23 protein-coding genes are annotated in these 25692 nt (G+C 67.8%); 13 read left to right on the top strand and 10 right to left on the bottom strand.

Features of this window, described 5'->3' with window-relative positions:
- Nucleotides 1–81: 81 nt before the first annotated feature.
- A complete protein-coding gene (locus IEX05_RS09380; protein ID WP_229661241.1) occupies nucleotides 82–1638 on the bottom strand; it encodes a flotillin family protein in 1557 nt (518 codons plus the stop codon).
- Nucleotides 1639–1786: 148 nt separating this feature from the next.
- Here IEX05_RS09380 and IEX05_RS09375 point away from each other — a divergent pair, with 148 nt between their 5' ends.
- Complete coding sequence (locus tag IEX05_RS09375) at nucleotides 1787–2152, top strand: YrdB family protein (RefSeq protein WP_188701193.1); 366 nt, start codon at nucleotides 1787–1789, stop codon at nucleotides 2150–2152.
- A gap of 16 nt (nucleotides 2153–2168) precedes the next feature.
- Here IEX05_RS09375 and nagB read toward each other — a convergent pair whose 3' ends face one another.
- The gene (gene nagB, locus IEX05_RS09370; RefSeq protein WP_188701191.1) at nucleotides 2169–2948 is read right to left on the bottom strand and encodes a glucosamine-6-phosphate deaminase; all 780 of its coding nucleotides are present in this window, start codon (nucleotides 2946–2948) and stop codon (nucleotides 2169–2171) included.
- A gap of 172 nt (nucleotides 2949–3120) precedes the next feature.
- Here nagB and IEX05_RS09365 point away from each other — a divergent pair, with 172 nt between their 5' ends.
- Entirely contained in the window at nucleotides 3121–4662 is a 1542-nt protein-coding gene (locus tag IEX05_RS09365) for a L,D-transpeptidase family protein (protein WP_188701189.1), read from the top strand.
- Nucleotides 4663–4701: 39 nt separating this feature from the next.
- Nucleotides 4702–5154: a GNAT family N-acetyltransferase gene (locus IEX05_RS09360; protein ID WP_188701187.1), complete on the top strand. Its 453-nt coding sequence runs from the start codon at nucleotides 4702–4704 to the stop codon at nucleotides 5152–5154.
- An 81-nt stretch (nucleotides 5155–5235) separates the two neighbouring features.
- On the opposite strand, the gene IEX05_RS09355 is transcribed toward IEX05_RS09360, so the two are convergent.
- The 8 genes from IEX05_RS09355 to IEX05_RS09320 all read right to left on the bottom strand — a co-directional run bounded on the left by IEX05_RS09355 (nucleotide 5236) and on the right by IEX05_RS09320 (nucleotide 14998).
- Nucleotides 5236–7050: an ABC transporter ATP-binding protein gene (locus IEX05_RS09355; RefSeq protein ID WP_188701185.1), complete on the bottom strand. Its 1815-nt coding sequence runs from the start codon at nucleotides 7048–7050 to the stop codon at nucleotides 5236–5238.
- Nucleotides 7047–8909, bottom strand: a complete 1863-nt coding sequence (locus tag IEX05_RS09350) for an ABC transporter ATP-binding protein (RefSeq protein WP_188701183.1) — start codon at nucleotides 8907–8909, stop codon at nucleotides 7047–7049. The genes IEX05_RS09355 and IEX05_RS09350 overlap by 4 nt, the downstream gene beginning before the upstream one ends.
- Nucleotides 8910–9000: 91 nt before the next feature.
- Nucleotides 9001–10608, bottom strand: a complete 1608-nt coding sequence (gene purH, locus IEX05_RS09345; protein WP_188701181.1) for a bifunctional phosphoribosylaminoimidazolecarboxamide formyltransferase/IMP cyclohydrolase — start codon at nucleotides 10606–10608, stop codon at nucleotides 9001–9003.
- Between the two features lie 42 nt (nucleotides 10609–10650).
- Nucleotides 10651–11229 (bottom strand): phosphoribosylglycinamide formyltransferase, encoded by a 579-nt coding sequence (purN, locus tag IEX05_RS09340; RefSeq protein WP_188701180.1) that lies wholly within the window; start codon nucleotides 11227–11229, stop codon nucleotides 10651–10653.
- 4 nt (nucleotides 11230–11233) lie between these two features.
- Nucleotides 11234–12505: a cell division protein PerM gene (locus IEX05_RS09335; protein WP_188701178.1), complete on the bottom strand. Its 1272-nt coding sequence runs from the start codon at nucleotides 12503–12505 to the stop codon at nucleotides 11234–11236.
- Between the two features lie 72 nt (nucleotides 12506–12577).
- Nucleotides 12578–13480, bottom strand: a complete 903-nt coding sequence (gene sucD / locus IEX05_RS09330) for a succinate--CoA ligase subunit alpha (RefSeq protein WP_188701176.1) — start codon at nucleotides 13478–13480, stop codon at nucleotides 12578–12580.
- Nucleotides 13481–13498: 18 nt separating this feature from the next.
- Complete coding sequence (sucC, locus tag IEX05_RS09325) at nucleotides 13499–14665, bottom strand: ADP-forming succinate--CoA ligase subunit beta (RefSeq protein ID WP_188701174.1); 1167 nt, start codon at nucleotides 14663–14665, stop codon at nucleotides 13499–13501.
- A 159-nt stretch (nucleotides 14666–14824) separates the two neighbouring features.
- Entirely contained in the window at nucleotides 14825–14998 is a 174-nt protein-coding gene (locus IEX05_RS09320) for a hypothetical protein (protein WP_188701172.1), read from the bottom strand.
- Between the two features lie 99 nt (nucleotides 14999–15097).
- On the opposite strand from IEX05_RS09320, the gene IEX05_RS09315 reads away from it, so the two are divergent.
- The 10 genes from IEX05_RS09315 to IEX05_RS09270 all read left to right on the top strand — a co-directional run bounded on the left by IEX05_RS09315 (nucleotide 15098) and on the right by IEX05_RS09270 (nucleotide 25601).
- On the top strand, nucleotides 15098–16327 hold the full coding sequence (locus IEX05_RS09315) for an acyl-CoA dehydrogenase family protein (RefSeq protein WP_188701170.1): 1230 nt from the start codon (nucleotides 15098–15100) through the stop codon (nucleotides 16325–16327).
- Between the two features lie 194 nt (nucleotides 16328–16521).
- Nucleotides 16522–17868, top strand: coding sequence for an ABC transporter substrate-binding protein (locus IEX05_RS09310; protein ID WP_229661240.1), 1347 nt, complete (start codon nucleotides 16522–16524; stop codon nucleotides 17866–17868).
- Between the two features lie 69 nt (nucleotides 17869–17937).
- Nucleotides 17938–18861, top strand: coding sequence for a carbohydrate ABC transporter permease (locus IEX05_RS09305; RefSeq protein ID WP_188701167.1), 924 nt, complete (start codon nucleotides 17938–17940; stop codon nucleotides 18859–18861).
- Nucleotides 18858–19748, top strand: coding sequence for a carbohydrate ABC transporter permease (locus tag IEX05_RS09300; protein WP_229661239.1), 891 nt, complete (start codon nucleotides 18858–18860; stop codon nucleotides 19746–19748). The genes IEX05_RS09305 and IEX05_RS09300 overlap by 4 nt, the downstream gene beginning before the upstream one ends.
- Nucleotides 19745–20410: a hypothetical protein gene (locus IEX05_RS09295; protein ID WP_188701165.1), complete on the top strand. Its 666-nt coding sequence runs from the start codon at nucleotides 19745–19747 to the stop codon at nucleotides 20408–20410. The genes IEX05_RS09300 and IEX05_RS09295 overlap by 4 nt, the downstream gene beginning before the upstream one ends.
- An 11-nt stretch (nucleotides 20411–20421) precedes the next feature.
- Nucleotides 20422–22464 carry a glycoside hydrolase family 36 protein gene (locus IEX05_RS09290; protein WP_229661238.1) on the top strand — a complete coding sequence of 681 codons (2043 nt, stop codon included), beginning with the start codon at nucleotides 20422–20424 and terminating at the stop codon, nucleotides 22462–22464.
- Nucleotides 22461–23342: a family 43 glycosylhydrolase gene (locus IEX05_RS09285; protein ID WP_188701163.1), complete on the top strand. Its 882-nt coding sequence runs from the start codon at nucleotides 22461–22463 to the stop codon at nucleotides 23340–23342. Before IEX05_RS09290 ends, IEX05_RS09285 begins: the two co-directional genes overlap by 4 nt.
- The gene (locus tag IEX05_RS09280; protein ID WP_229661237.1) at nucleotides 23339–24283 is read left to right on the top strand and encodes a hydroxyacid dehydrogenase; all 945 of its coding nucleotides are present in this window, start codon (nucleotides 23339–23341) and stop codon (nucleotides 24281–24283) included. The genes IEX05_RS09285 and IEX05_RS09280 overlap by 4 nt, the downstream gene beginning before the upstream one ends.
- A 9-nt stretch (nucleotides 24284–24292) precedes the next feature.
- Nucleotides 24293–24529, top strand: coding sequence for a hypothetical protein (locus IEX05_RS09275; RefSeq protein ID WP_188701161.1), 237 nt, complete (start codon nucleotides 24293–24295; stop codon nucleotides 24527–24529).
- Between the two features lie 37 nt (nucleotides 24530–24566).
- Nucleotides 24567–25601, top strand: coding sequence for a LacI family DNA-binding transcriptional regulator (locus tag IEX05_RS09270; RefSeq protein ID WP_188701159.1), 1035 nt, complete (start codon nucleotides 24567–24569; stop codon nucleotides 25599–25601).
- The last annotated feature ends 91 nt before the right edge of the window (nucleotides 25602–25692 follow it).

Raw genomic sequence — 25692 nt, 5'->3', positions numbered from 1 at the left:
GGCGCGAGGACTCACGAAAAGTGTCATATGAACGGGTGTGGCCCCGAGGATGTTTCTTCCTCGGGGCCACACTTTCGTGCGCTACTCGGCAGCCGATTCAGGGGTCGGGCCGGGTTCGGGCGCCGGCGCCTGCGCGGGGGTCTGCTGCTGGCCCTGTGCGATGCCGTGGCCGATGGCCTGGCCCTGGAGCATCGCGGTGAGGTCGATGCCCGTCGCCTCGCGCACCGTGTCGAACATGGCGCGCATGCCCATGGCGGCCTCGCCGGCCATGTGGGTCGTCGCGCCGCCGCCCTCGCCGGACCCCGACAGGACGGTGACATTGCCGACGTTGGCGTAGCCCTTGGCGAACTCGGTCATCATCGGCACGAGAACGTCGAGCGAGCGCTGCGCGAGCACCGCGTCCTGGTTCTTCTTGAGGGCCTCGGCCTCTGCCTCGATCGCCGAGGCGCGGGCCTCGCCGGCGAGCCGGATCGCGTCGGCCTCGGCCTGCGCCTGGGCGCGCTTGGCGTCGGCTTCGGCCTGCGCCTGGACGCGAATGGCCTCGGCCTCGCGCTCGGCCTTCTGGGCATCGGCTTCGGCGGCCTTGATGCGCGCATAGGCATCCGCGTCGGCGCGCTGCTGCTGCTGGTAGAGGCTGATGTCGGCCTCGCGGCGCTGCACGTCGGCGGCCGCCTCCGCGTCCTTGATCGCCGAGTAGGCGCGGGCGTCGGCCTTCTTCTGCTCGTCGTATGCGGCGGCGTCCGCGACGCGCTTGACGTCGGCGTCGAGCTGGGCCTGCTTGTTCTCGGCCTGCTGCATCAGAACGCCCTGCTCCGCGCGGGCTCGCGCGAGCGCCTCGGCCTGTTCCGCCTCGGCGCGGGCCTCGCCGACGTCGGCCGCGGCCGCGGCCTGGTTCTTGTCGTAGGCGGTCTGCTCGATGAGCGTCTCTTCGCTCGTCGCGATCTCGCGCGCCTTGATCTGACGGTTCGCGTCGATGCGCGCGATCTCGGCCTGCCGCTTCACCTTCGAGACTTCCTCGGCGCCGAGTGCGTCGATGTAGCCGTTCTCATCGGTGATGCCCTGGATCTGGAAGCTGTCGAGCACGAGGCCCTGCTCCTCGAGATCGCTCTTGATCAGCGTCGCGATCTGGTCGCTGAGCTCCTGCCGGTCGCGCATCAGCTGTTCGACCGTCAGCGTCGCGACGACGCCGCGGAGGGCACCCTCGAGCTGCTCCGTCGTGAACACCTCGATGGCCTTGTCCTGCGAGACGAATCGCTCGGCGGCGCGCGCGATGGCCTCCGTCTCCGATCCGACCTTCACGAGCGCAACGCCCGTGACGTCGACCGTGACACCCTGGATCGACTGGGCCGTGGGCTGGACCATGATCTGGCGCGCGCGCAGCGACAGTGTCTCCGCGCGCTGAGTGATCGGGTTCACGATCGCGCCGCCGCCGCGGATCACGGTCAGCGCCGAGGCCGGCCCGGTGCCTCCCTTTTTCGCTTTGCGTCCGACGATCACGAGTGCCTCGTCCGCGCGAGCGACCTTGTACCACGCTCGCATGAGCAGCGTGATGATCAGGCCGACGATCGCGAGGATGACGAGCAGGATGATGACGGCGATGACGATTCCGCCCACCCCGATGGCTGTGAAAAAGCCCACGGTTCTCCCCTTCAATTTGGCCGACGCGGGCTCAGAACCAAGCGCGCGCCGATGGCTGTCGTCTCAGCCTATTAAAAGCTTGCGTTCGGCGCACTCGCAGAACCCGTGACCGGGAGGCCCTCAGCTGCGGATCCATAGACTGAGAGGCATGTCTTCTGCCACCGGATCCGCGGGCGTCGGACCGCGCGTGACCGTCCTCGACGTGCTGCGACTTCTGAGCGAGCTGCTCGCGTTCGGTTCGCTGTGCGCGTGGGGCTTCCTCGCCTGGCCGCTGCCGTGGAGCGTCGTGTGGGGCCTCGGCGCGCCGATCGTGGCCATCCTGGTCTGGGCGCTGTTCCTCTCACCGAAGGCCGTCTTCGCCCTCCCCCGCGCCGTGCGCACCCTGATCGAACTGCTCGTCTTCGTCAGCGCGACGCTCGCGCTCTGGGCGCTGGGCCTGCCGTGGGCCGGCCTCGCGGTCGGCGCGTTCTGCGTCGTCGTCGGGGTCTTCGTCCTGCGTCGCGAGCTGCGCTGACGCGCGACGCCCGGAGTCAGATCCCCTGCCACTCCGGCTTGTTGTCGTACGACTCGCGGTAGTAGTCGGCGAACTTCAGCCGTGATGCGGCGGCCTCGTCGACGACGACCGTCACGTGCGGGTGTAGCTGGATCGCCGATCCCGGAATCGACGCCGTGAGCGGCCCCTCCACGGCCTCGGCAACGGCCTCGGCCTTGCCCTCGCCGAAGGCGAGCAGCACGAGGTGTCCCGCTTCCAGGATGGTTCCGAGGCCCTGCGTCAGGCAGTGCCGCGGAACCTCATCGACCGAGTCGAAGAAGCGCGCGTTGTCGGCTCGCGTCTGCGCCGTGAGGGTCTTCACCCGCGTGCGGGACGCGAAGGACGAACCCGGCTCGTTGAACCCGATGTGCCCGTCGGTGCCGATGCCGAGGATCTGGACGTCGATCCCGCCGGCCGCGCGAATGGCGGCCTCGTAGCGATCCCCGGCACCCGCCAGGTCCTCGTCGTGCGCGGGCGGAGTCTGGATCAGGCTCGGGTCGAGCCCGAGCGGCTCGACGACCTCGCGCGTGATCACCGAGGCGTACGACTCGGGATGATCGGCGTCGATGCCGACGTACTCGTCGAGGGCGAATCCGCGCACGCGCGAGACATCGACGCCCGCGAGCCTGTCGCGCAGGGCCTCGTACACGGGCAGCGGCGTGGATCCGGTCGCGAGGCCGAGCACGGCGTCGGGCCGGGTGCGGATCAGCTCTGCGATCGCGTCGGCGACCAGCGCTCCGGCGGCGGCGCGATCGGGGACGATGACGACCTCGGCCATGGGATCCTCCTGATGTCGGGGAGATGAACGGATGACTCGATCCTTGCAGACCCACACCCTCAGGCGATCGTAAACACTTCGTGACCCTGACAACAGCTGTCGACCGGGAGACAGCCTTACCATGGTCACAAGGAGCGCGGATTGTGGCGCTCGCATGTTGGGGGAGATCTCGATGACCGACCTGGCGACGGAAAAGACGCAGGAGCACAGCGACACCACGGCGGCGCAGCCCACGGCGGCACAGCCCGAGGTGCGCTGGGTCGAGCCTGCGCCGAAGAAGCGCGGCAAGAAGAAGCTGTGGTTCGGCGTGGGGATCCCCGTGGCGCTCATCGCGTGCGGTGCGGTCGCGGTCGGGACGATCTTCACCGCCCCGGGCGTGACGGTGCTCGGCGCTGACGTCGGACTGACGACCGTAGACGGCGCGCAGGAGGCGATCGCCGCCGCCATCGCGGACGCGACCGTGACCATCAGCGTCGACGGAACGCAGGAGACCCTCACGGGAACACAGCTCGGCCTGTCGGTCGACGCCGCCAAGACGGCCCGCGACATCAAGAACGCCTATCCCCTGTGGAACATCGGCAACTGGAGTCCCGGCTCTGTCGATGCGGAGCTCGCGGTCGACACGCAGGTCGCGAGCGACGCCCTGTCGGAGGCCTTCGCCGACAAATACTCCGCGCCCGTCGACGCTCAGATCGAGTACGGCGACGGCGGGTATTCCGTCGTGCCGGCCGAGAACGGTCAGGGCATTGATATCGAGGCGCTTGTCGACGATCTGTCGGCCGAGCTCGCCGCCGCCCCCGCCGTTCAGGCGCTGGCCGCGGGTGTGACGCCCATCGCCGCCTCGTCGTCGCCCTCGATCTCGCTCGTCGCGAGCATCACCGAGACGGAGCCCGCGTTCACGACCGACGAGGCCACCGAGACCGTCGAATCGCTCAACAGCGCGATCGACAGCGTCGTCTTCAGCCTCGACGGTGACACGGTCGACGCCGTTCCGGCCGAGACCGTCGCGTCGTGGATCGATGTCGCGGTGACCGACGCCGGAGAGGTCCAGATCGCCACGAAGAACGATGAGATCGAGAAGTACGTCGCCGAGGTGCCGGGGCGCGTCGACCAGCCCGCCACCGAGGCGGATGTCGTCGTCGACGCCGCCGGGAATGTTCTGAAGACGATCACGGAGGGCCATGACGGCTACAAGGTCACCTCGACCGAGGGCGTCACGGACACGATCTCCGCGGCCCTCACCTCGATGCAGCCCGCCGAGGTCGCTCTCACGGGCGAGAAGGTGGCACACAAGACCACGGAGCGCTTCCGCCGTGCGGTCGTCTCGAAGAGCGAGGGCTACTCCTACTTCTACGAGACCGTCAACGACGGCAAAGAGAAGCTGATGAAGACCATGCCGATGGCGCTCGGCACGCCGGGCCACGACACGCAGGTCGGCGACTTCACCGTCTACGCGCAGCTCACCACCCAGAACATGGGCGACTGCGACGCGGACGGCAACCTCGTCCCCGGTGGCCGCTTCGGTTACTGCACGGCCAATGTGCCGTGGATCAGCTACTTCAACGGCGACCAGGGCTTCCACGGAACGTACTGGCACAACAACTTCGGCCCCGGCGCCTACATGAGCCACGGCTGCGTCAACCTGTCGCAGGCCGACGCCGAGTGGAGCTACCGCTTCCTGCAGGTCGGTTCGCCCGTCAAGGTCGTCGCCTAGCGCTAGCAGGCGGCTCGAAACGTGCTCTACTCTGATGACATGACCACCCTGCGCATAGAAGACCTGTCCGCCGGCACCATCGTTGCGGCCAACCGGCTCACGCTGAAGCCGGGCCAGGAAGAGTTCATCGCCCCGACGACGTATGCGGTGGAAATGGGCGTTGCCGACCCGCAGAAGACCTGGCAGCGCGTCGTGCTCGACGGCGACCGTGTCGTGGCCTTCGTGCGCGCATACTTCGATGCCGACGCTGCCAGCGACTACCTGCGGGCCGCGGTCTGGCGCATCAACGTCGACGCGGAGGCGCAGGGCAAGGGTGCCGGTCGTTTCGCCATCGAGGCCGTGCTCGAGGAGGCGCGCAAGCGAGGGTTCGACCGGGTGACGGTGGTCTACGAACCCGGCGAGGGCGGCCCGGAGGCCTTCTTCCGCCGCATCGGGTTCTCGCCCGTCGGCGAGTCCGACTATGGTGAGGTCGTCGCAGAGTACACGCTCTGAGCGCCTCCCCCACATGCCGCTGGCGGCGGGGATTCGATCCTTCTCCCCCGATCGAACCTCCGCCGCCAGCTTTTTTCTGCGTTAGACGAGCGACTCGCGCCACGCGCGGTGGAGCTGGGCGAACTTGCCGTCGCCCTTCTTCAGCGCCTCCGGCGCGTCGTCCTCGATGATGCGACCGTGCTCCATCACGAGCACGCGATCGGCGATCTCGACCGTCGAGAGCCGGTGCGCGATGATGATCGCCGTGCGGTCGGCGAGGAGCGTCTGCAGCGCCTTCTGGATCGCACGCTCCGACGGGATGTCGAGCGATGCGGTCGCCTCGTCCAGGATCAGTACCGACGGGTCCGCGAGGAAGGCGCGCGCGAAGGACACCAGCTGACGCTGCCCCGCAGAAACGCGCCCACCGCGCTTGTTCACGTCGGTGTCGTAGCCGTCGGGCAACTGCTCGATGAACTCGTGCGCACCCACCGCCTTCGCCGCGGCGACGATCTCGTCGTACGACGCGTCGGGGCGGCCCAGCGCGATGTTGTCGGCGACGGATCCGCTGAAGAGGTAGGCCTCCTGCGTCACCATCACGACCGCGCGCCGCAGGTCGGCCTGCGATAGGTCTCGAAGGTCGATGCCGTCGAGCGTGACGCGCCCCCTGGTCGGGTCGTAGAAGCGCGACACGAGCTTTGCGAGCGTCGACTTGCCGGCTCCCGTCGTTCCCACCAGCGCGACCGTCTGCCCCTCGGGGATGTCGAGGCGGAAGTCGGGGAGAATCGTCTTGCCCTCGCCGTACCCGAAGGTGACGTCGTCGAACTCGAGGTGTCCGCGCGCCTGCGGAAGCGCCACGGGCTTGGCGGGATCCGGAACCGACGGCTGCTCCTCGAGCACGCCCGACACCTTCTCCAGGGCCGCGGAGGCCGACTGGAACGAGTTGAGGAACATCGCCACCTCCTGCAGCGGCGTGAAGAAGTTGCGCACGTACAGCACCGCCGCGAGCAGCGAGCCGACCGCGAACTCTCCCCACGTGATGCGCACGCCACCCCACAGCACCACGACACCGATCGCGATCGCCGAGATCGCCATAAGCGCGGGTTCGAAGGTGCCGAAGAGGCGGATCACCTTCATGTTCGCCTCGCGGTAGTCCCACGAGAGCTTGCCGAAGGTCTTCTCATTGCCGGGCTCGGTGCGGAACGCCTTGCCCGCGCGGATGCCGGTCATCGTCTCGACGAACTTGACGATCACCTGCGCGCTGATGATGCGCGTCCCGCGGTAGGCACGCTGGCTGGCCCGATAGAACCACCGCATGAGGAATGCGAGCGGCACGAACGCGACGACGACCACCACGCCGGAGCGCCAGTCGAGCAGCATGAGCGCGATCAGGGTGAACGCGCCGTAGAGCACGCCGTTGACGAGCTGCGTGAGACCGCCGTTGAGTAGCTCACGAATCGTGTCGAGGTCGCTCGTCTGACGAGAGATGATGCGCCCCGAGGTGTACGTCTCGTGGAACTCGAGGCTCAGGCGCTGCGTGTGGCGGAACACGCGCGTGCGCAGATCGAGCAGGACCGTCTGGGTCACCTTCGCCGCGAGGATGTCGTACCAGGCCAGCAGCGCGGCTCCGGCGATGGCGGTCGCGGCATAGGCGCCCGCGACGAACCAGGTCGGGCCCCAGTCGTCGTTCTCGAGCACCGCGGGCAGCGCCTCGTTCAGCCCCAGCCCCAGGAGGGCCGGTCCGAGCACGCGCACGCCCGTCTGAGCGACCACGACGATCGCCGTGAGCACGACGCGCCACTTCATCGGCGCGAGCATGGAGCCCAGCAGGCGCAGCGAACGCCGCCGGATCGCCTTCGATTCGGCCTTCGTATAGTTCAGGCGATCCTCGCCCGACACTCCTTGCACCGACGAGCTCATCGGTCTGCCTCCTGAATGATGTCGATCGCCGATGTGGGATCCGTGCGCTGCGCGCTCTCTTCGCGTTCCTCGTCCTCGAAGCTCGACAGCACCGAGCGGTAGTCGGCCGAGCGCGCCATCAGCTCGCTGTGCGTGCCCACCTCGACGATGCGCCCGTTCTGCAGCAGCGCGACACGGTCGGCGAGCGCCACTGTCGACGGCCGGTGCGCGACGACGAGCGCGGTCGTGCCCGCGAGCACGCGCTTGAGTTCGGCCTGGACGCGCTCTTCCGTGTTGACGTCGAGCGCCGAGAGCGGATCGTCCATCACGATCACCTTCGGGCGAGCCGCGACGGCGCGCGCCAGGGCGAGGCGCTGGCGCTGACCGCCGGAGAGGCTCATGCCCTCCTCTCCGATCATGGTGTCGACGCCGTCCGGCAGCTCGTACACGAACGACGCCTGGGCGACCGCGAGCGCCTCGTTCATCACGCGCTCCGCCTCGTCCGAGGCGATGTCGAGGTCGTCGCGCCCGAGCAGCACGTTCTCGCGCACCGAGGCCGAGAAGAGCGTTGCGTCCTCGAAGGCCGTCGCGATGTGGGTGCGCAGCTCGACGAGCCGCAGCTGGCGCACATCGACGCCATCGAGGGTGACGCGGCCCGCCGTGACGTCATAGAGGCGGGTCGGCAGCGTCGTGAGCGTCGTCTTGCCGGATCCGGTGAGCCCCACGAGCGCCATCGTCTCGCCCGGTTCGAGTGCCAGATCGATGCCGTCCAGGAGGTCGGGTTCGTGATCCCGGGCATCCTGGTAGCGGAAGTGCGCGCCCTCGAAGGCCAGCGCGCCGCGCGGCTCCGGGATCGACACGGGCTGTTCCGGATCCGTGATCGTGTCGACGGAGTCGAACACCTCCCAGACGCGGTCGGTCGCGGTGCGGGCATCAAGCAGGAACGAGAACAGGAAGCCGATCGACTCGATGGGCCAGCGCAGAATCGTCGCCATCGCGAAGAAGGCGAGCAGCTGCGCGATGTCGAGCTCGCCCTGCGCCGCGAGCCAGATCCCGGTGGCGAGGCTCGCCGCGAAGGCGAGCTCGGGCATCAGCACGAGGATGAAGTCGACGCGCGCGATGGCACCCGCCTTCCGCATCTCCGTGCCGCGGAGCGTCTCCGCCTGCTCCCGGAAGTTCTTGAGCGCGTGACCGCCGCGACCGAACGCCTTGAGCACGCGGATGCCGTGCACGCTCTGCTCCACGCTCGTCGCGAGGTCGCCCTGCTGATCCTGGCTCATGCGCGCGAGGCGCCCATAGGTGCGCTCGAAGCGCAGCGCCGAGATCCACAGGGGGATGCCCGAGACGACGAAGATCGTGCCGAGAGCCCAGTGCCACTGGAACAGCATCACGGAGCCGATCACGACGGTCAGGAGGTTCACGACGAGCATGATGAGTCCGAACGCGAGCCAGCGGCGGATCACGTTCAGGTCCTGCATCATGCGGCTAAGCAGCTGGCCGCCCTGCCAGCGGTCGTGGAACTCGATCGGGAGCTTCTGCAGCCGGTTGTAGAACTTCTGCCGCAGGTTGTACTCGATCGCCGTCGCGGGGGCGAGGATCAGCCAGCGACGAAGCCACACCAGGCCGGCCTCGAGCAGGCCGAGGCCGAGCACGGCGAGCGCGCCCCACACGACGGCGCGGGTCGCACCCGAAGCGATCGGGCCATCCACGATCCATTCGAGGGCCGTGGGGATCAGCAGCGCGACGATGGATGCGCCCAGCGCCGAGAGGGCCCCGAGCAGGATCCGGGGAAAGTCTTTTTGTGCGTAAGGGATTAGACGCGCGAGCGCCTTAAACAGGGGTAGGCGCGCGGGCGCGCCGAGTTCAGTATCAGCAGACATCTCAGCCTCGAGAGGGATTTCCTGCCGCGGAAACGCGACAGCCTTTCAGCTTAGTGTGAGCTGAAAGGCCGTCGCAAGGTTGATCTGAGGATCAGTGGAAGAAGTGGCGCTCCCCCGTGAAGTACATCGACACGCCGCGTGCCTTCGCCAGCGCGATGGTCTCCTCGTCGCGCACCGAACCGCCCGGCTGGATGATGACCTTCACGCCCGCGTCCATGAGAACCTCGGGGCCGTCGGAGAAGGGGAAGAATGCGTCGGACGCCGCGATGGATCCCTCGACGCGGTCACCGGCCCGCTCGACCGCGAGGCGGCACGAGTCGACGCGGTTGACCTGGCCCATGCCGATGCCGACCGTCGCCATGTTCTTCGCGAGAACGATCGCGTTCGACTTCACGGCACGGCAGCTCTTCCACGCGAACACCAGGTCGGCGAGCGGCACCTCGGGCTCCGGGCCCGCCACGAGCTCCCAGTTCTTCGCGACCGACTCGAAGTCGTCGTCGGGGAACAGGTCGGCGTCCTGCAGCAGCAGACCGCCCGACACCAGGCGCACGTCCATGCGCTCCTGCTGCCAGTTCGCCGGCAGCTTCAGCAGGCGCAGGTTCTTCTTCGCCTTGAACACCTCGAGCGCCTCCGGCTCGAAGTCCGGCGCGACGATGACCTCGGTGAAGATGTCGCGCAGATTCTCCGCCATCTTCAGCGTGACGGGGCGGTTGGCGGCGATCACGCCGCCGAACGCCGAGAGCGGGTCGCATTCGTGGGCGCGAAGGTGCGCGCTCGCGATCGGGTCGAGCGCCTTCGGGTCGGCGATCGCGAGGCCGCATGGGTTCGCGTGCTTCATGATCGCGACCGCCGGGAGCACCATGTCGTAGGCGGTGCGGAGCGCGGCGTCGGCGTCCGTGTAGTTGTTGAACGACATCGGCTTGCCCTGGAGGAGCTCCGCCTGGGCGATGCCGTGACCGCCGACGCGCGAGTAGATAGCGGCGCGCTGGTGCGAGTTCTCGCCGTAGCGCAGGTCCTCGATCTTCTCGGCCTGGATCGTGAGGTGCTCCGGGAGGGTCTCGGTGCCCTGCATCGTCTCTTCGGCGAACCACTGGGCGACGGCCGTGTCGTACGACGCCGTGTGGGCGAAGGCTCGCGCCGCGAGCTCCTTGCGCGTCTGCAGGCTCGTGCCGCCGGTCTTGACCGCCTCGATGATCGCCGGGTACGACGACGGGTCGACGACGATCGCCACGTTCGCGTGGTTCTTCGCCGAGGCACGCACCATCGCGGGACCGCCGATGTCGATCTGCTCGACGACCTCGTTGGCGGCCGCGCCCGAGGCGACGGTCTCGACGAAGGGGTACAGGTTGACGACCACGAGCTCGAAGGGGGCGATGCCGAACTCACCCAGCTGGGTCTCGTGGTGCTCGAGACGCAGGTCCGCGAGCAGGCCGCCGTGCACGTTGGGGTGAAGGGTCTTCACGCGGCCGTCGAGCATCTCCGGGAAGCCGGTGATGTCGGCGACGTCGGTGACCTGGTGGCCCCCCTCGCGGATCCGTGCCGCCGTCGAACCGGTCGACACGATCTCCACGCCCGCGTCGGCGAGGGCCTGCGCCAACGGCAGCAGGTCGGTCTTGTCGCTGACCGAGATGAGCGCACGCCTGATCGGGACGATGTCGCGGTCGCGGTAGAGCGAGGGGTCGTGGCTCGGGCCGGCCATGATGTCTCCTTGAGTCTGAGAGAGGTGGGTCAGGTGATGGGGTCAGCCGAGCTCGAGCTCGCCCGTCGCGATCCGGCGAACGACGTCGATGAGCAGTCGTCGTTCGACCGGCTTGATCCGGTTGTGCAGCGTCTCCTCCGAGTCACCGGGCTCGACGGCGACGCGCTCCTGCGCGAGGATGGGGCCGGTGTCCACTCCGCCGTCGACGACGATGACGCTCGCGCCGGTCTGCGTGGCGCCGGCCTTGAGCGCATCGCGCACACCGTGGGCTCCGGGAAACTCCGGCAGGTACGCGGGATGGGTGTTGATGATGCGCGGGGCGAACTCGTTCACGACCGCTTCCGGGAGCAGGCGCATCAGACCGCTCAGCACGATGAGGTCGGGGTTCCAGGCGCGCAGCTGCGCGGCCAGTTCCTCACCCCAGGCCTCGCGCGAGTCGAACGCGTGGAACGGAACCGAGAAGGAGGGGATCCCGAAGTCGGAGGCGTGCTGAAGCCCCTCCGCGTCGCGGTCGGCGCCGACGACGACGACATGTGCCGGGTAATCGGCGTCAGCCGCGGCTTCGAGGAAGGCACGCAGGTTGGAACCCGCGCCGGAGATGAGGACGGCGACGTTCAGCACTCGTTCATTCTAGCGGTCGCTCGTCGTCGTCCGTGAGCGAGGCCCAGTCGTCCTCCGTCACGGGCTTCGGCAGGGGCGCGAGCATGAGGATCGCCGCGCCGACGAGCGCCTCCAGCCCCACGGTGATGCCCACCGCGAGCGGGCTCGCACCGACGTCCACGAGGCGTCCCGGGCCGAGGGATCCGTTCGCGATCTCGGCGAGAATCGCCCACGCCGCGCCCGCGCAGGCCGCGACCCCGACGGCGATGACGACGCGCGGGCCGACGGGCTCGGCGCCGGCGCCCTCGATCGCCCAGTCCTTCGCATAGCTGCGGCGGACGATCCAGCCGCCGAACGCACCCAGCGCGATCGGTACGAGCGCGAACAGGAGCATCCACGTGCTGGATCCCTCGGGAAGCATCCCGAAGATCGGGATGCCGGGCACGACCCCCAGGCTCGTGCCGGAAGGCGAGATCGCCGTCCCCGTGCCGATGGCGAAGCCGGGGCCCGCGATCCAGCTGCCCATCCACACGAGCAGCGTGGGCACGAAGGCGAGCTGAGCCAGCGTGATCACGCTCGCGCCGATCGCATCCGCCTGGGCAGCCTCGTACAACGCGATGATGTCGTCACCGCTCGCCGCGACGAGCACCGCGAAGAGCACACCCGCGGCGCCGACGAGGCCGACGACCACCACGGCGGATCCGCGGAGCACGAGCGCGGGGATCTCGCGCCAGGCCGGTCCCCAGCCGTCGACGTAGTCGTGCACATCATCGATCGGGCCGTTATCGCCCTCGTTCCACGCATCGTGGATGATGCCGCCAAGCATTCCGACAAGGTAGATCAGCGGGGGAAACGCAATGCCCTGCCACGTGTGCACGGTCGCGACGGGGTTGGCGCTCGAGAGCTGCGCGGCCACCGAGACGCCCACCATGACGAGTATCGCCGCGAGAAGTCCGATCCAGGGATTCGCAGCGCGGACCGCGCGCCTGCCGGAGCGCACCGCGAACAGCAGCGTGAACATCCCGAAGAGAAGGGGTGCGACGCTCAGCCAGAAGGTGGCGCCGGTGTCGGCGATACCCAGGTCTCGCGCGAAGGAGGCGAGGTCGATGTGCACCGGGACGAGATGCCCCAATTGCCACACGCGCACGGAAGTGGGCCAGAGCGCGTCCCACACCGCGACGTCGCCGAAGAGTGCCAGCCACACCAGCGTCAACGGCGCGAGGATCCCGACGAGCCCGACGACGGCCGCAACCATCGCGTCGAGGGCGGCCAGGGCGGCGACGGTGATGGGTTTCATAGGTTTTCGACCCTACCCCGTGGAACGCAACAGGCACCCCGCGAAACGGGGTGCCTGTTGACGAGAGCTTGCTTAGAGCGACTTCAGGATCTCGCGCATGAGCTGGGCGGTTTCGCTCGGCGTCTTGCCGACCTTCACGCCCGCGGCCTCGAGGGCCTCCTTCTTCGCCGCCGCGGTACCGGCCGAGCCCGACACGATCGCGCCCGCGTGACCCATGGTCTTGCCCTCGGGCGCCGTGAAGCCTGCGACGTAACCGACGACCGGCTTGGTGACGTGCGCCTTGATGTACTCGGCCGCACGCTCCTCGGCGTCGCCGCCGATCTCGCCGATCATGACGATGGCCTTGGTCTCCGGGTCGTTCTCGAACGCCTCGAGCGCGTCGATGTGCGTCGTGCCGATGACCGGGTCGCCGCCGATGCCGATGGCGGTCGAGAAGCCGAAGTCGTTCAGCTCGAACATCATCTGGTACGTGAGCGTGCCCGACTTCGAGACGAGACCGATGGGACCCTTGCCCGTGATGTTCGCCGGCGTGATGCCCGCGAGCGCCTCGCCGGGCGTGATGATGCCGGGGCAGTTCGGGCCGATGATGCGGGTCTTGTTGCCCTTGGACTTCGCGTATGCCCAGGCCTCGGCGGCGTCGCCGACCGGCACGCCCTCCGTGATCACGACGAGCAGCGGGATCTCGGCGTCGATGGCCTCGATCATCGCGTCCTTCGTGAACTTCGGCGGAACGAAGGCGACCGACACGTTGGCGCCTTCCTTCTCCATCGCCTCGGCGACCGAAGCGAAGACGGGAAGCTCGACCTCGCCCGCGCCGGGCTTGTCGTGCGTGACCGTGGTCCCGGCCTTGCGCGCGTTCACGCCGCCGACCACGTTGGTTCCCGCCTTGAGCATCAGAGCGGTGTGCTTGGTGCCCTCGCCGCCGGTGATGCCCTGGACGATGACCTTCGAGTCCTTGTTGAGGTAGATCGACATTTCTCTGCTGTCCTTATCTCAGGCGTTGGCCAGTTCGGCGGCCTTGTCGGCGCCCTCGTCCATGCCGGCGGCCAGGGTGACGAGCGGGTGGTTCGCGGCCGCGAGGATCGCGCGCCCCTCCTCGACCTGGTTGCCGTCGAGGCGCACGACGAGCGGCTTCGTCGCGGTGTCGCCGAGAATTTCGAGCGCCTTCACGATGCCCTCCGCCACGGCGACGCAGCTGGTGATTCCGCCGAAGACGTTGACGAACACGCTCTTGACCTGCGGGTCGCCGAGGATGACGTCGAGGCCGTTGGCCATGACCTGTGCGTTCGCGCCGCCGCCGATGTCGAGGAAGTTGGCGGGCTTGACGCCGCCGTGGTTCTCGCCCGCGTACGCGGTGACGTCGAGCGTCGACATCACGAGACCGGCGCCGTTACCGATGATGCCGACTTCGCCGTCGAGCTTGACGTAGTTGAGGCCGTTGGCCTTCGCCTTCGCCTCGAGCGGGTCTGCCGCGCCCTTGTCCTCGAGCTCTTCGTGCTCGGGGTGGCGGACCTCGGATCCGTTGTCGTCGAGCGACACCTTGCCGTCGAGCGCGATGACGTCGCCCTCGCCCGTGAGGACGAGCGGGTTGACCTCGACGAGCGTCGCGTCCTCGCCCTTGTAGACGTCGTAGAGCTTGACGAACACGTCGGAGACCTTCTCGACGAGCTCCTCGGGGAAGTTCGCGGCCTGAGCGATCTCGACGGCCTTCGCCTTGTCGATGCCCGTCAGCGGGTCGACCTCGACGCGCGCGAGGGCCTCGGGCTTCTCGACGGCGAGCTGCTCGATCTCCATGCCGCCCTCGACGCTGCACAGCGACAGGTAGGAGCGGTTGGCGCGGTCGAGCAGGACCGAGAAGTAGAACTCGCGGTCGATGTTGGCGCCCTGGGCGACCATCACGCGCTTGACGACGTGACCCTTGATGTCGAGCCCGAGGATGGCCTTGGCCGCCTCGTACGCCTCGTCGGGAGTCTTCGCGACCTTCACGCCGCCGGCCTTGCCGCGACCACCGGTCTTCACCTGAGCCTTCACGACGACGACGCCGCCGATCTTCTCAGCCGCTGCCTTCACCTCCTCGGGGGTGTCGGCGACGATGCCGGCAAGCACCGGCACCTCGTACTTCTCAAAAAGGTCTCGAGCCTGGTACTCGTAGAGATCCACGTTGCTTTTCCTTAAGTGGGCGAACGGGTGCAGAGGCGTGGAAATACGTCTCGATGTCGAGAGAACTCGACCAGTGTCAAGCGTACTACCGTCGCCCGCGCCCGGAGAACGCGAAGGCGGCCCCGACAGATGCCGGGGCCGCCTTCGTTCGAGACGAGCTCAGTGAATCTTTTCCTTGCCCCACTGCGAGCGGAACATCGGGATCGCCATCGACACGCACACGGCGAGGATGCCGGCCGTGAAGACGAGGCCATGGAACGAGGTCACCATGAACGCGACACCGAACAGGAAAAGACCGCCGACGAACAAGATCAGCGAAATGATGAACATCATGTGGATGGGCCCTCCGAGAAAGTCTGCGTCCCAGTCTAGCGTGTGGCGGCGTTCTACAAAGTCATGGACCGCGACCGCCCTCCGACCTAGCGTGGCGGCATGAGCACTTCCCTGCCCGGAGACCGCACGGAACCCTACGACATCCTTGATCCGCTCGACACCGACTACTACGGCGTCTTCGACGATGTGGGCGGCCCCGATCTCGACGCGTGGCGTCGCGCGCGCGCCGTCGTCGGCGAGGTCTCAGGCGAACTCTTCGACGCCTGGGAGTCGGCGAGCTACCCGCACGAGAAGGTCCTGGCGTCGCTCGGTCGGCATGACGTCATGGCCGACGGCATCGACCACCCCGAACTCACCCGCCTCTCCCCTCTCGCGGCGGGCCTCGTGAACATGGAGCTGTCGCGCGGCGACGGCTCACTCGGCACGATTCTCGCGGTGCAGGGCGGGCTCGCGCTACGCACGCTGGCCTACTTCGGATCCGATGAGCAGCAGGACGCGTGGTTGTCGAAGCTCGATTCGGGCGAAGTGCCCGGTTCCTTCGCCCTCACGGAGCCGGTGCACGGCAGCGACTCGACGAGCCTCGAGACGACGGCGACACGCGACGGTGACTCGTGGATCCTCCGCGGCGGCAAGAAGTGGATCGGCAACGGCGCCTCGGGAGGCATCACCTTCGTGTGGGCCCGCGTCGACGACCTCGGCGATGCCGACCACGGGCGCGTCGGCTGCTTCCTCGTCCCGCAGGACACGCCGGGCTACGACGCCGAGGTCATTATCGGCAAGGTGTCGCTCCGTGCGATCCACCAGGCGCACATCCAGCTGCGCGATGTGCGGATCCCGTTCGAGAACCGGCTGCCCGGCGCGCATTCCTTCGCGGACACCTCGCGCGTGCTCTACGCGACGCGTTCGGGCGTCGCGTGGTCGGCGCTCGGGCACGCGACCGCCTGCTACGAGGCGGCTCTCCAGTACGCGAACGAACGGATCCAGTTCGGGAAGCCGCTCGCCGGTTTCCAGCTCGTGCAGGAGAAGCTCGCGCGCATGCTGTCGCAGCTGACCGGCATGCAGCTCTATTGCCGCCGGCTCGCCGATCTGGAGGCCGCGGGCAAACTCCGCCCCACGCAGGCCTCGCTCGCGAAGTACACCAACACCCGCGCCGCGCGCGACATCGCCCGCGAAGCGCGCGACATGCTCGGCGGAAACGGGATCCTGCTCGAGAACCGGGTGATCACCCACCTCGTCGACATCGAGGCGATCCACACCTACGAGGGCACCGAGTCGGTCCAGGCCCTCCTCATCGGCCGCGACCTCACAGGCGTGGGGGCCTTCGCGTAACCCCCGCCGTTCGAATGACACTTTTGGGGAGTCCTCGCGTGCGAGGACTCTCCAAAAGTGTCATTCGAACGGGTGGGGTGGACGGAGCGGGTCCGGGCGCGGGGGATTTTTCTTGATTGCGACTAGTAAACGTTTTCTATTTTGTGTATCGTCATCTCCGGGCCTCCCGCCCGCACCTCATCAAAGGAGATCACATGCGCATCGCAATGACGCGTCCCGGAGCTCGCCGCGCCCTCGCGGTCGTCGCGACCGCCGGTATCGCAGCTCTCACTCTCGCCGGCTGCTCGGGAACGGCAGACGCCGACGGTTCCACCGGCGACAAGACCACCATCCGCTTCCTCTACGCCACGGGCGACGAGACGTGGAACTCGGCCGTCGACGCCATCGTCACCGCCTTCAACGAACAGAGCGAGACCACCGAGGTCAGCCTCGATCCGCTCCCCGCGGGCAGCGACTACGCGACCGCGATGAAGACGATGGACGCGACCGGAAACTGGCCCGCGATCGTCGACATGCGCGACACCGTGACCTACATCAATGCCGGCAAGCTCGCCCCCATCCCCACAGAGGTCACCGAGCTGCTGAGCGACGACGCTTATGGCGCGGCAGAGGACGGCAACGTCTACACCGTGCCGTACTCGGCGCTCAACGGTGAGCTCGGCATGAACATCGTCTACAACAAGGACTACTTCGAAGAGAACGGTCTCGAGGTCCCGGAAACCTATGACGAATTCATCGCCCTGCTGGAGGCCATCAAGGCGAACGGCGACGAGCCCCTCGCGACCGCCGCCGGCGAGGTATGGCCGAGCGACCAGCTGTGGAAGCCGCTCGCCGCTCCCTACTTCGCGGAGTACAGCGACGAGGGCGGATTCTGGAACGCCGTTGTCGAGGGCACGGCGTCGATCGAGGATCTGCGCGAGCCGCTGCAGGAACTGCTCGACATCACCAACGAATACGTCCTCACCGGTTGGCAGTCGACGGCCGACGCCCAGACGACGACCCTGCTGGTGAACGGTCAGGCCGTCATGGCGACGTCGTCCGCCGGCCTCGGCCGCCTCAACGACATCAACAAGGTCAACCCCGACTTCAACGCGGGCATGTTCATCATCCCGGCAGAGGACGGCACGATCAACGTGCTGAAGAACTCCGTGACGGGCGACACGGCCGGTGGCCTCGCCATCTCCGCCCAGGCGCAGGAAGACGGCGCGGAGTACGACTCCGCCGTCGAGTTCCTCGATTACTTCTACTCGGTCGACGGCGCGAACATCCTCGAGGCACAGGGCTGGCTGGCCCCGAACATCAAGAATGCCGATCAGGTGACGCACAACACCTCGATCCCGGGCTCGGAGGACTTCTTCGGCCTGCTCGAGAACCCAAAGCTGAAGTGGTACCAGAACGATTCGTCCTCGGCCGCGTTCAGCGCGTTCAACACCTTCTTCCGCCAGACGCGCATCGAGATGCAGGACGGCCAGATCAGCCTCGATGAGGCGATCGAGAAGGCGCAGACCGAGTTCGACAAGACGGTCGACTCCGCGTCCTGACCCTGCCGGTGCCGGGCGCTCGCGTCCGGCACCGGCCCCACCCCGTTTCGCACTTCCCGAGGAGTTCCCATGAGCGCAACCCTCAGCGCACCGGCCCGGACCCGCCGGCGCTCGCGCCAGATTCGCATCCGCTGGACGATGTTCGGTTTCGTCGTTCCCGCGCTCATCGTGTACCTGGCGATGGTGATCCTGCCGTCGCTGCAATCCATCCAGCTCAGCTTCACGAACTGGGACGGCATCGCCGACGACTACGACTACGTCGGCTTCGCCAACTACACCGAAATGCTCACGAGCGGCCGCTTCTGGAACGCCGTGAAGAACACCCTTCTGCTCGGTATCGGCTCCGCGGTCATCATCAACGTGATCTCGCTCGGCATGGCGCTCTTGCTCGACCGGCTCGTGCACCTGCAGGGACTGTTCCGAACCGCCGTGTACCTGCCGGCGCTTGTCTCCGCGTTCATCGTCGCCACGATCTGGAAGTACCTCCTCAACTACAACTTCGGCTTCGTCAACACCTTCCTGCGCGACATCGGTGTCCCCGATGCCGCGCGAGACTGGCTTGGCGACAGCGACATCGTCGTGTGGGTGATACTTTTCATCGTTTGCTTCACCCTCGGCGGCAACACGACCCTGATCTATCTGGCCAATCTGCAGTCGGTACCGCAGGAGCTCCTCGAGGCAGCCCGTATCGACGGTGCAGGCAAGATCCAGGTCTTCCTCAACGTGACCTGGCCCATGATCGCCGGCGGTGTCACGATCAACGTCACGCTTGCGCTCATCGCCGGCTGGACGATCTTCGACCAGGTCATGGTGCTCACCTCCGGCGGGCCCGGGTTCGTCAGCGAGACCATGGCCTTCTTCATCTACAAGGTCGGCTTCGGCGAGTACCGCGCGGGCTTCGGATCCGCGGCGGCCGTCGTGCTGTTCCTCGTCGTACTCATCTCGTCGGCCGCGACCAACGGCTACATGCGCAAGAGGGAGATCCAGGCATGACGACAAGCAGCGAGACGAAGGCTCTCGTGGCCGGCCTGACCACGAAGCCCTTCAAGGAAAAGAAGCGCTGGACCGTCGGCGAGATCGTCACGATGGCCGTCATCACGGTGCTCGTGCTCATCGTCGCAACCCCCGTGCTATACGCGCTCGTCAACTCGTTCCGCAGCTATGCCGAGATCACGGCCGACCCCATGGGCCTGCCGACGACGTTCAACTTCGACAACTATGTGCAGCTGTTCCAGCAGACCGATTTCGGCGAGGCCGTGCTGAACACGCTCATCATCACCGTCGTCACGGTCGTCCTTCTCGTGATCCTCGTGCCGATGGCCGCATACGGCATCGAACGCGTCGGCGGCAAGGCGGGCCGCTTCCTCTACCTGCTGTTCATCGCGGGTCTCATGATCCCGTTCCAGGTGCGCATGATCCCCCTCGTCGAGGCCTTCAACGAGGTCGGCCTCTACTCGACGCTCACCAGCGTCATCCTGGTGCATCTCGGCGGCGCCGCGTCGTTCGGCGTGCTCCTCTACTCGAGCTTCATCCGCGGTATCCCGATGGATGTCGAGGAGGCCGCCGACGTCGACGGCGCCGGCCGGCTGCGCACGTTCTGGCAGATCGTCTTCCCGATGCTGCTGCCCGCGACCAGCGCGTTCGTCATCACCCAGGCGCTCGGCCTGTGGAACGACTTCTTCATCCCGCTCGTGTTCCTCGACTCGTCGTCGGCGGGAACGATCAACGTCGCCATCAACCGCATGGTCGGCCTGCTGACCTCGCAGTGGCAACTGATCTACACGGGCGCGATCCTCGCGATCATCCCGTCGGTGGCGATCTTCGCGGGATTCCAGCGCTTCTTCGTGAAGGGCCTGGCCGTGGGCGCGGTGAAGGGATGAGCTCGCTCACGACGCGCGCCCGCGCCCTTGTCGCCTATGACGGCGCCCTCGCGCACCTGCTGATCGGCGTCCTGCAGGTCTTCCTCGTATCGGTGTCGTTCCTTGCGGCGACATCACCGGTCTGGCTCTTCGCGCTGATCGTCGGCTGGCAGCCCACGCACCTCGCGATCGCGCTCTTCGCCGCCTCGACGTGGACGGTGGCGCCCGCGGTGACCGGCGCGCTGGCGGCCGCATCGCGAATCCTCGACGAGCGCGCGGAGGCGCACGCGGGCCGCGCATTCTGGCGATCCTTCGCCGGATCCTGCCGCTCGCGCTGGCGGATCGCGTCGGGCACCGCAGCGATCGCCTGGATCCTGAGCTACGACGTCGCGCTGTTCTCCGACACCGACGGCGTCCTGCTCCTCACCCTCGCGGGCGGCGGGCTGCTCCTCGTCGCGGTCGTCGCCACGGGATCGGCGCCCGATTCGCCGTTGCCCGGCGCGCTCCGTGCCGCGGCCCAACGACCGCATCTCGCGCTCGCGTGGCTCCTGCTCGCGGTGATCGCCATCGCGCTGTGCGTCATTCCCGTCGTCGGCGCGAGCCTCATGCTCTTCTCGCCCGGCCTCGCCGCCCTCTCCATCCAGATCTGCAACCGCGCGCTCGGCTTCCGCCCCGCGCGCTAGGAGTCATCGTCGTGACCGACATTCTTGCCCCTCCCCGCCGCTCGATCGCGCTCGGTTCCTTCCGGCTGAGCTGGTCCGACGAACGCCCTCTCTCGCTCGCGGGCGGCCCGCTTCGCGATGGCGTGGCCGTCGTCGAGGTCTTCACCGCGACCGCACAACGCGCCCGCACGAGCCAGGCGTACGTGCGCTCCGCCGTCGGCGAGCGCCTGCGCGTGATCGGATCCGAGCGAGTCGACGGCGACACCTGCGACGTCGTGACCATCGTTCAGCGAGACGAGCTCTCGGGTCTTGAGACCCGGACGCGCCTCTCCGCCCCGCACGCTGCTCGCGTTCTGCGGGTCGAGACCAGGATCCGCAACGTCTCCGATCGCGACGTGGTGCTCACGACGGCGTCTTCCGCGGTCGTCGGCTTCGGCGAAGGCGAGTCGTCGATCCAGCGCGCCCGCCTTCTCGACGCCCGCAGCGAGTGGCTGGCCGAGAACCGCTGGCGCACGCGTGATCTCAAGGATCTTCTTCCCTATATCGACCACACGATCCACGCGCAGGACGCACGCTCGCGCGTCGCGCTCACGAGCCACGGATCCTGGTCGACGGGCGAGCGACTTCCCGTCGGCGCGCTCGCCGACGGATCCGCCGCGTTCGCGTGGCAGATCGAGTCGAGCGCCGGATGGCATGTCGACCTCTCGCAGGTGGCTGATGGCGCCATCGTGGGACTGTTCGGTCCAACGGATCTCGAGCACCAGTTCGCGCATCGCCTCGCGCCGAGCGACGAGTTCGCACTCGTCCCGGCTGCGCTCGCGATCTCCGACGAGGGGGCCGACGGTGCCTTCGCCGAGCTGACCCGCTATCGTCGCACCCTGCGGCCCGGTGCGCGAGACGCCGGCCTGCCCATCGTCTACAACGACTTCATGAACACCACGATGGGCAACCCGACGACCGACGTGCTGCTGCCGCTGATTCGCGGTGCCGCCGAGGCGGGAGCCGAGGTCTTCTGCCTCGATGCCGGCTGGTTCGCCTCACCGAACCACGGTGATTGGTGGTCGAGCGTCGGCGAGTGGCGCGAGGCCCTGGACCGTTTTCCCGACGGAGGGCTGGCGCGCATCGTCGAGGCGATCCGTTCGCAGGGCATGCGTGTCGGCATCTGGTTCGAGCCCGAGGTCATCGGCGTCGACAGCCCGCTCGCGGGGTCGCTGCCGGACGAGGCATTCTTCACCCGCTTCGGCGAGCGCGTGCGCGAGCACGACCGGTATCACCTCGACTTCCGCCACCCGGCCGCTCGCGCGCACCTCGACGAGGCGATCGACGGCGTCATCGCCGTCCATGGCGTGAGCTACCTGAAGCTCGATTACAACATCAACCCGGGCGCGGGAACCGAACGGGACGCGACGGCTGCGGGAGACGGTCTGCTCGGTCATGCCCGGGCCTACCGCAGCTGGCTCGAGACTGTGCAGAGCCGCCACCCCGACCTTCTCATCGAGAACTGCGCCTCGGGTGCGATGCGCGCCGACTACGGCCTTCTCTCGTCCGTACACATCCAGTCGACGTCCGATCAACAGGATCCGCTGCTGTACCCGCCGATCGCCGCGAGCGCACCCGCGTCGATCCTGCCCGAGCAGTGCGGCAACTGGGCCTACCCCGCCGCGGAGATGAGCGCGGAGGAGACCGCCTTCACGCTCGTGACGGGCCTGTCGGGGCGTCTGTACCTCTCGGGCTTCCTCAACCGGCTGAGTGCCGCACAACGCGAGCAGGTGTCCGCCGCCGTGGAGCTGCACAAGGACCTGCGCGACGAGCTCTTCTCGGCGGTACCGTTCTGGCCGCTCGGTCTGCCCGCGTGGGACGCGGAGCAGGTGTGCCTGGGGCTCGCAGGAGCGAACCGCACGATCGTGTTCGTCTGGGACCGAGCGGAGGCCGCGTCGGAGATCCGGCTGCCGGGCGCGCTCGCGCAGGTCTTCCCTTCCGAAGGGTGGGGCGTACGCCACGACGCGGGGGACACCGTCGTCACGACGCTCGCCGGCCCCACGGCGCGCGTGCTCGCTTCGGAGGTGACCGCATGATCCGTCCGGGATCCGAGATCCTCGACGACCGAGGCCGTATCGCTCAGCTCCACGGAGTCGGCGTGCAGCGCGTCGGCGAGCGCTGGTTCGCGTGGGGCGAGGACAAGACCTCCGGGCCGACGTTCACGGCCGTGGCCTGCTATTCCACCGGCGACTTCGACGAGTGGCGCTTCGAGGGGAACGCACTCGAGGAGGGCGACGGCGATCTCGCCGGCGACCGCATCATCGAGCGCCCGAAGGTGTTGCGACGCCCCGACGGGATCTGGATCATGTTCCTGCACGTCGAATCGGCCGACTATTCGGCTGCCCGCGTGGGCTATGCGATCGCCGAACGCCCGGAGGGCCCCTACCGCTACATCGGTTCGGAGCGACCGCTCGGCAACCTCAGCCGCGACATCGGTGTCTTCCAGGAGGACGGCGTCGGCTACCTGCTGTCGGAGGACCGCGAGAACGGCCTGCACATCTATCGTCTGCGCGACGACTACCTCGCGGTCGAGTCGATCGTCGTGACGCTACGACAGCAGAGGAACCCGGAGATCGGTTACGAATCTCCGACGCTCGTGAAGGCGAACGGCAGATACCACCTCTTCGGCTCCGACCTCACGGGCTGGAGCCTGAACGACAACATGCACGCGTCGGCGACGGCACTCGAGGGACCGTGGACCGATTGGAGCCCTTTCGCGCCCGTCGGGTCGCGGACCTTCGACACGCAGGTGAGCGTCGTCCTGCCCGCGGGGGACGGTTTCGTCTTCATCGGCGATCGCTGGCTACCGGACGACCTCTTCCGCTCGAAGACGGTGGTGCTCCCCCTCGTCATCGAGGGCGAGACCGCCACGCTCGCGTGGCGTGACGAATGGACGATCGGAGAACTCGCATGATGCGCGCCGGATTCCTCATGGATCCGCTACGAATGCGATTCGCCTTCGGCGCCGACGAGCGCGCCGCGCTCTCCGGACTCTTCGCCCTCGACGGGGCGGCGGTCACCCGCGCCTCCGACTTCGACGACCCGGCCGGCATCGATGCGATCCTCATGGGCTGGGGGGCGTCCGATCTCACCGCCGCCGATCTCGATCGAATGCCGAAGCTGAAGGCGATCGTGCACTTCGGGGGCGGGTTCGGCGGAGAACCGCTAGCCATCGAACGCGGCATCTACACCGCGAACGCGAAGGCGGTCAACGCGGTGCCCGTCGCGGATTTCACTCTCGCCATGATCACGCTCGCCGCGAAAGACGTGTTCTGGGCGGAGCGTCAATACCGCGCCGAGCAGCGGTTCCTTGACCGCGAGATCGAGTATCCGCGTGCGGGCCTGGGCGGCGCAACCGTCGGTATCGTCGGGGCGTCGACGATTGGCCGGCTCGTGATCGAGGGTCTCGTCGCACGCGGGCACGAGGTCGCCGTCTACGATCCGTTCCTCACCGCGGAGCACGCGGACGAGCTCGGCGTGCGCGTCGAAACCGAGCTCACCCGCCTCGCCGCGCAGAGCCGGATCCTCTCGCTTCACGCTCCCGATATCGCCACCACGCGCGGCATGATCTCGGCCGAGGTGCTCGCGGCGCTGCCGGATTCTTCGACCTTCATCAACACGGCCCGTGGCGCACTGGTCGATCAGGACGCGCTCGTCACCGAGCTCGGTACCGGCAGGATCCGCGCGGTGCTCGATGTGACCGAACCGGATCCGCTTCCCGCCGGTCACCCGCTCTTCGACATGCCCAACGTGTACCTCACCCCACACGTGGCGGGTGCCATGGGAACGGAGATCCGCGACCTCGGCCGCGCCTCGGTCACCGCGCTCCTGCGCTTCGCCGGCGCGCTCGTCTAGGGATCTCCCATGGCCGGCACCGACAACCCGATCCGCCGCGGATCCACCCCGGGTCCGTCCATCGCGCGCGTCGGGAAGGGGTATGTCATCGCGACGCGCACCCACGCGGCCGCGGGGAGGGAGAGGCACCCCGACGGATCCGTGCCGCGCGTCACCGAGATGTTCCTGGGGCTGCGCGCCGAGGATCTCGACCGCCGCGACCGGTACGCCGATGTCTCCGCCGTCGAGGTCGTCGGCCGCTCATAAGATTGTTGATCTGGACCGTTTCGCACGAAGGAGCCCCGTGGCATCTACCATTCACGATGTCGCCGCCGAGGCCGGTGTCTCGATTGCGACGGTGTCGCGAGTCATCGCGGGAAACTATCCGGTCGCGAAGAAGACGCGCGAACGCGTCGAGGCCGCCGTGGCGCGACTGAACTATTCGGCGAACCCGAATGCCCAGCGGCTGCGCGGGGTCGATATTGCGCCCGTCGCCGTGCTGCTCGGGAGCATTACGGGCCCGTCCTTCGCCGCCCTCGCACAGGGCGTCGAATCGGAGGCCCGAGACCGGGGTCGCATCTGCCTGATCGGCACGACCGGCGGCGCCGCCGATCGCGAGCTCGAACTCGTCGAACTCATGCGGCGGCAGGGGGTCGAGGCGGTGATTCTTCCGGGCGGATCCTGGGAGAGTCGCGAGCATCACGATCGCATGGCGGAGCACGCGAAAACCCTCGCGAAGGAGGGAAAGCACCTCGTCTTCTGCGGCCCGCGCACCCTCGATGACCACGGTGACGACGCGATCGACATCCGCTACGACAACGAGGGCGGCGCGCGCCAGATCGCGGCGCATGTCGTCGACAAGGGCCACCGCAACGTGCTGCTGATGCCCGGTACGCCGAATGGAGGCACGGCCTCCGAGCGCCTCCGCGGTTTCCGCACCGCACTCGCCGCGGGCGCCGCGCAGGAGTATGGCGTGATCGAAACGTCCTTCGATCGCGAGCCCGCGCGCGAGGCGCTTCTCGCGCACCTGCGCGAGATCGTTCCTGTCGGATCCCGCCCGCCGTTCAGCGCTGTGCTGTGCGGCACCGACCAGGTCGCGATGGGTGTGCTCGACGCCCTGCACGAGCACGGCCTGCGATGCCCGGAGGACGTCTCGATCACGGGATACGACGACGTTCCGTCCGCGCGCGACCTCAGCCCGGCGCTCACCACCATACGCGTGCCCTACGAAGAACTCGGGGCGCTTGCGGTGCGCCAGGCGCTCGACGATCCGCACGCCGACGCGGGCGTGCTCCCGGTTGAACTCATCGTCCGCGACTCCGTCGCGGCGCCGCGGTAGGGCCCGCTCGTGAATCAACGCGGGCCTCTGTCGAAATAGTAAACGTTATCTACGGTAATAACGCGAGAAACCATCAAGGAAGAAGGTTGAT

Source organism: Microbacterium nanhaiense (assembly GCF_014646015.1).
In the GTDB taxonomy this organism is placed as follows: Bacteria; Actinomycetota; Actinomycetes; order Actinomycetales; family Microbacteriaceae; genus Microbacterium; species Microbacterium nanhaiense.
This window is presented reverse-complemented; position numbering and strand designations above follow the sequence as displayed.

Bases quoted from the DNA above. Each gene is read 5' to 3' on its own strand.
- IEX05_RS09375 (WP_188701193.1), top strand. From the start codon at position 1,787: ATGTCTTCTGCCACCGGATCCGCGGGCGTCGGACCGCGCGTGACCGTC.
- nagB (WP_188701191.1), bottom strand. From the start codon at position 2,948: ATGGCCGAGGTCGTCATCGTCCCCGATCGCGCCGCCGCCGGAGCGCTG.
- IEX05_RS09365 (WP_188701189.1), top strand. From the start codon at position 3,121: ATGACCGACCTGGCGACGGAAAAGACGCAGGAGCACAGCGACACCACG.
- IEX05_RS09360 (WP_188701187.1), top strand. From the start codon at position 4,702: ATGACCACCCTGCGCATAGAAGACCTGTCCGCCGGCACCATCGTTGCG.
- IEX05_RS09355 (WP_188701185.1), bottom strand. From the start codon at position 7,050: ATGAGCTCGTCGGTGCAAGGAGTGTCGGGCGAGGATCGCCTGAACTAT.
- IEX05_RS09350 (WP_188701183.1), bottom strand. From the start codon at position 8,909: ATGTCTGCTGATACTGAACTCGGCGCGCCCGCGCGCCTACCCCTGTTT.
- purH (WP_188701181.1), bottom strand. From the start codon at position 10,608: ATGGCCGGCCCGAGCCACGACCCCTCGCTCTACCGCGACCGCGACATC.
- IEX05_RS09335 (WP_188701178.1), bottom strand. From the start codon at position 12,505: ATGAAACCCATCACCGTCGCCGCCCTGGCCGCCCTCGACGCGATGGTT.
- sucD (WP_188701176.1), bottom strand. From the start codon at position 13,480: ATGTCGATCTACCTCAACAAGGACTCGAAGGTCATCGTCCAGGGCATC.
- IEX05_RS09320 (WP_188701172.1), bottom strand. From the start codon at position 14,998: ATGATGTTCATCATTTCGCTGATCTTGTTCGTCGGCGGTCTTTTCCTG.
- IEX05_RS09315 (WP_188701170.1), top strand. From the start codon at position 15,098: ATGAGCACTTCCCTGCCCGGAGACCGCACGGAACCCTACGACATCCTT.
- IEX05_RS09310 (WP_229661240.1), top strand. From the start codon at position 16,522: ATGCGCATCGCAATGACGCGTCCCGGAGCTCGCCGCGCCCTCGCGGTC.
- IEX05_RS09305 (WP_188701167.1), top strand. From the start codon at position 17,938: ATGAGCGCAACCCTCAGCGCACCGGCCCGGACCCGCCGGCGCTCGCGC.
- IEX05_RS09300 (WP_229661239.1), top strand. From the start codon at position 18,858: ATGACGACAAGCAGCGAGACGAAGGCTCTCGTGGCCGGCCTGACCACG.
- IEX05_RS09295 (WP_188701165.1), top strand. From the start codon at position 19,745: ATGAGCTCGCTCACGACGCGCGCCCGCGCCCTTGTCGCCTATGACGGC.
- IEX05_RS09285 (WP_188701163.1), top strand. From the start codon at position 22,461: ATGATCCGTCCGGGATCCGAGATCCTCGACGACCGAGGCCGTATCGCT.
- IEX05_RS09280 (WP_229661237.1), top strand. From the start codon at position 23,339: ATGATGCGCGCCGGATTCCTCATGGATCCGCTACGAATGCGATTCGCC.
- IEX05_RS09275 (WP_188701161.1), top strand. From the start codon at position 24,293: ATGGCCGGCACCGACAACCCGATCCGCCGCGGATCCACCCCGGGTCCG.